The organism is Micrococcus sp. LASM2_SD2, from assembly GCF_057364565.1.
Genome location: NZ_JBNFOB010000231.1, coordinates 1 through 3,601, shown reverse-complemented (window position 1 = coordinate 3,601; position 3,601 = coordinate 1). Strand labels below are relative to the sequence as shown.

The 3,601-nt window shown below is 73.9% G+C and carries 4 protein-coding genes and 1 pseudogene; 3 read left to right on the top strand and 2 right to left on the bottom strand.

Translation table 11 applies throughout. From position 1 onward, the window contains the following. Positions 1-724 (top strand): PPK2 family polyphosphate kinase (locus tag AC2W7A_RS10505; RefSeq protein WP_485991307.1); only part of this gene is annotated, 724 nt, incomplete at its 5' end. Between the two features lie 61 nt (positions 725-785). Then, positions 786-1,372: pseudogene (locus AC2W7A_RS10500) on the top strand (type 1 glutamine amidotransferase domain-containing protein). Positions 1,373-1,514: 142 nt separating this feature from the next. Here the strand turns inward: AC2W7A_RS10500 and AC2W7A_RS10495 are convergent. Together AC2W7A_RS10495 and xseA are read right to left on the bottom strand one after the other, a co-directional pair. Then, the gene (locus AC2W7A_RS10495) at positions 1,515-1,817 is read right to left on the bottom strand and encodes an exodeoxyribonuclease VII small subunit (RefSeq protein ID WP_485991306.1); all 303 of its coding nucleotides are present in this window, start codon (positions 1,815-1,817) and stop codon (positions 1,515-1,517) included. Next, the gene (gene xseA, locus AC2W7A_RS10490; protein WP_485991305.1) at positions 1,814-3,169 is read right to left on the bottom strand and encodes an exodeoxyribonuclease VII large subunit; all 1,356 of its coding nucleotides are present in this window, start codon (positions 3,167-3,169) and stop codon (positions 1,814-1,816) included. Before xseA ends, AC2W7A_RS10495 begins: the two co-directional genes overlap by 4 nt. Positions 3,170-3,271: 102 nt before the next feature. On the opposite strand from xseA, the gene AC2W7A_RS10485 reads away from it, so the two are divergent. Then, positions 3,272-3,601, top strand: a 330-nt coding sequence (locus AC2W7A_RS10485) for a hypothetical protein (RefSeq protein WP_485991304.1), incomplete at its 3' end; no start/stop codon positions are given.

Genomic DNA, 3,601 nt, shown 5'->3' with positions numbered 1-3,601 from the left:
TGCGCGTGCCGGGCGCCTGGCCGAGCTGCAGGAGCTGCTCTACGCCGCCGGCCGCGCCGACCCCGAGGCCGCACCGAGCGTGCTGGTGGTGGTCCAGGGCATGGACACCGCGGGCAAGGGCGGGCTGATGCGCACCGTGGCCGGGGCCATGGACCCGCAGGGCATCCGCACGGAGGCCTTCGGCAAGCCTACGGATCAGGAGCTGGAGCACAACTTCCTGTGGCGGATCGAGAAGGCGATGCCGGAGCCGGGCGAGATCGTCGTGTTCGACCGTTCCCACTACGAGGACGTGCTGATCCACCGGGTGGAGGCCCTCTCGACGCGCAAGGAGGTCGAGCGCCGGTACGGGGCGATCCGCGAGTTCGAGGAGGCCGCGATCGCCGCCGGCACCCGGATCGTCAAGGTCATGCTCCACATCTCGAGGCAGGAGCAGGGCGAACGGCTGCTGGCCCGCCTGGAGAACCCGGACAAGCACTGGAAGTACGACCCCTCGGACCTGGACGCCCGGGCGAAGTGGGACGAGTACCAGCAGGCCTATGCGATCGCGATCGCGGAGACGGACTCGGACCGGGCGCCGTGGTACATCGTCCCCGCGGACCGCAAGTGGTACTCGCGCCTGGCCGTGCAGGAGATCCTCATCGCCGAGCTCGAGGAGCTGGACCTGCGCTGGCCGGCGTCCACCATCGACGCCGCGGCGGAGAAGGACAGGCTCGCCGCGCTGTGACGGGCCTGGCCGCGCCCCCGGGCTGGCGGTGCCCCGGGGGAACGGGTGTAGCGTGGCGCCCATGAACGACACCGCGAACCCCGTCAACAGCACCTCCGAGAACCCCGACGCCGCCCCGCTGGCCGGCCGCAAGGTCGCGTTCATCGCGGCCCGCGGTGTGGAGCAGCCGGAGCTGACCCGCCCGTGGGAGGCCGTCCTGGCGCCGGCGGCACTCCGCACCTGCTCTCCCCCGAGGCCGGGACCATCCAGGCCATGAAGGGCGACTGGGAGCACGGCGAGGTCTTTGACGTGGACTCCACCGTCTCGGACGCGGACGCCTCCGCCTATGCCGGCGTGGTCCTGCCCGGCGGCACCCTGAACGCGGACGCCGTCCGCGGCGACGAGGAGGTCCATGCTTTCGTGCGCGCCGTGCACGACGCCGGCCGCCCGGTCGCCGCCGTCTGCCACGCTCCGTGGATCCTGATCGACGCCGGCCTGGTGGAGGGGAGGACCCTCACCTCCTTCCAGTCCCTCCGCGTGGACCTGCAGAACGCCGGCGCCACCGTGAAGGACGAGGAGCTGGTGGTGGACGGGAACCTCATCACCTCCCGCACCCCTGACGACCTGGACGCCTTCTGCGCCGCAATCGTGGAGCACATGGGCGCCTGACCGGCCCGGTCCTGCTGCCGCCGCCGCGGCACGACGACGGCCCCGCACCTCATCGAGGTGCGGGGCGTTGCGCGTGGCAGGGAAGGGCAGTCCGCGTGGCCGTTCCGCGTGGTCGGACAGACCGGTCCGTCTTGCCGGGGCCTCAGTCCTCGTCCTGCTCGCCGTCCTGCGCGTCGCCCTGCTGGGCCTCGGCGGCGGCGCGGACCTCGTCGAGGCGGGTGCGGGCGCCGTCGAGCCAGGCCTGGCAGCGGGCGGCCAGGGCCTCCCCGCGCTCCCAGAGGGCGAGGGACTCCTCGAGTCCGGCGCCGCCGGCCTCGAGGCGCGAAACGGTCTGGACGAGCTCGGCGCGGGCCTGCTCGTAGCTCATGTGCTGCACGTCGGAGACGTCGGCGGAGCTGAAGCCCTCCACGCCGGCGGCCTCGGGGGTGGTGTTCTCGGTGCTCATCGGGTCTCCTCGGTCTCGTTGGTTGGTGCGGTCTCGGCCGCAGCGGTGCGGGGGCGGTCGTGGCGGGCGGCCCCGCCGTCGTCGGAGGACAGGGGATGGGTGGCGGTGACCTCGGCGTCCAGGCGGCCTGAGGCCACCAGGATGTCCAGGCCGTCGCCCACGGCCACGTCCGCCGCGTCCCGGACCACGGCCTGCCCGCGCCGGACCACCGCGTAGCCGCGGTCCAGGGTCTGCTGCGGGGACAGGGAGCGGACGCGGGCGAGCAGGTGGTCCACGGCGTCGGCCTCCCGCTCCAGGCGCAGGCCGAGGCTCCGCCGGGCGCGGTCCGTGAGGCCGGCGAGCTCCTCGGCACGGGTGTCCACCATGACCTCGGGGGAGGCCAGGACGGGGCGGGAGCGCAGCTGGGCGAGCTCCTGCTCTCCGGTGAGCACGCGGCGCTCCACGCCGCGCGCCAGGCGCAGGCGCATCTCGGCGATGCCCTCGCGTTCCACGGCGGCGTCCGGGACGATCCGCTTGGCCGCGTCCGTGGGGGTGGAGGCGCGCAGGTCCGCGACGTCGTCCAGCACGGGCCGGTCCGCCTCGTGGCCGATGGCGGAGACCACCGGGGTCTGCGCGGCGGCCACCGCGCGGACCAGCTGCTCGTCCGAGAACGGCAGGACGACCTCCTCGAGGGCGCCGCCGCCGCGGGCGATCACGATCACGTCCACGTGGTCGAGTGCGTCCAGCTCGGCCAGGGCCGCGGCCACCTCGCCGGGCGCGCCCGGGCCCTGCACGGCGACCTCGCGGACCTCGAACCGGACGGCCTCCCAGCGCAGGTGGGCGTTGCGCAGGACGTCCTTCATCGCGTCCGAGTCCCGGCCGGTGATCAGGCCGATGCACTGCGGCAGCACCGGCACCGGGCGCTTGCGGGAGGCGTCCAACAGGCCCTCCTCGCCGAGCTGCCGGCGCAGGCGCTCCACGCGGGCCAACAGGTCCCCGATGCCCACCGGGCGCATGTGGCTGACGGTCATGGACAGGCGGCCGGCCTTGAGCCAGAAGTTCGGGGCCACCCGGGCGACCACGCGGGCGCCGGGCTGGATGCCCTCGCCGAAGGTGGCCGCGACGTTGCGCCACGCGTTGACGGGCAGGGAGACGTCCTGGTCCAGGTCCCGCATGGTCATGTACATGTTGCCGCGGTTGTTCTTGACCTCGATCAGCTGCCCCTCGATCCAGGTGGCGGGGGCGCGCTCGATGTGGCGCTTGAGGTTCTCCGAGAGCCGGGCCAGCGGCCACGGGTTGTCCGGGGACGTATCCCCGGCGCGCGCGGGCTCGGCCGTCTGGTCGTCCGCCCCGAGGTCCGGGATCCGCTCCATACGTCTGCCTCCGCTCTTGCTGGGACACGTCCTGTCTATCAGTACCCTGGGATACGGTAGCGCGGGTGTGGAGGGCACCCGCCCGATATTCGAGGAGACCTTGTGGTCCGACGTGTCCTGTCCCTGGTCCTGGCCCTGCTGGCCGGCCTCTGTGCGGTCCTGGCCGTGGTGGGCTCCGCGACCGACCGCGCCGTGCGCGGCCCCGAGCTGACCCGCACCGCCGTGGACCGCGTCCTGGACGATCCCGCAGTGCAGGAGGAGTCCCCGCGCTTCGTGCTGGACATCGTCGAGGCCGCCCTGCCCCGGGAGGTGTCCCTCGTGGCCGGGGACCTGCTGCAGGACGTCACCGAGCGCGGCACCGGGGCCGCCCTGCGGGACGAGCGCGTGCGCAGCGGGGTGCGCGAGTCCGCCGAGCAGGCACGGGCGGACTGG

What these genes read in the sequence shown, in the direction of transcription:
- AC2W7A_RS10495 (WP_485991306.1), bottom strand. Translation starts at nt 1,817, where the DNA reads ATGAGCACCGAGAACACCACCCCCGAGGCCGCCGGCGTGGAGGGCTTC.
- xseA (WP_485991305.1), bottom strand. Translation starts at nt 3,169, where the DNA reads ATGGAGCGGATCCCGGACCTCGGGGCGGACGACCAGACGGCCGAGCCC.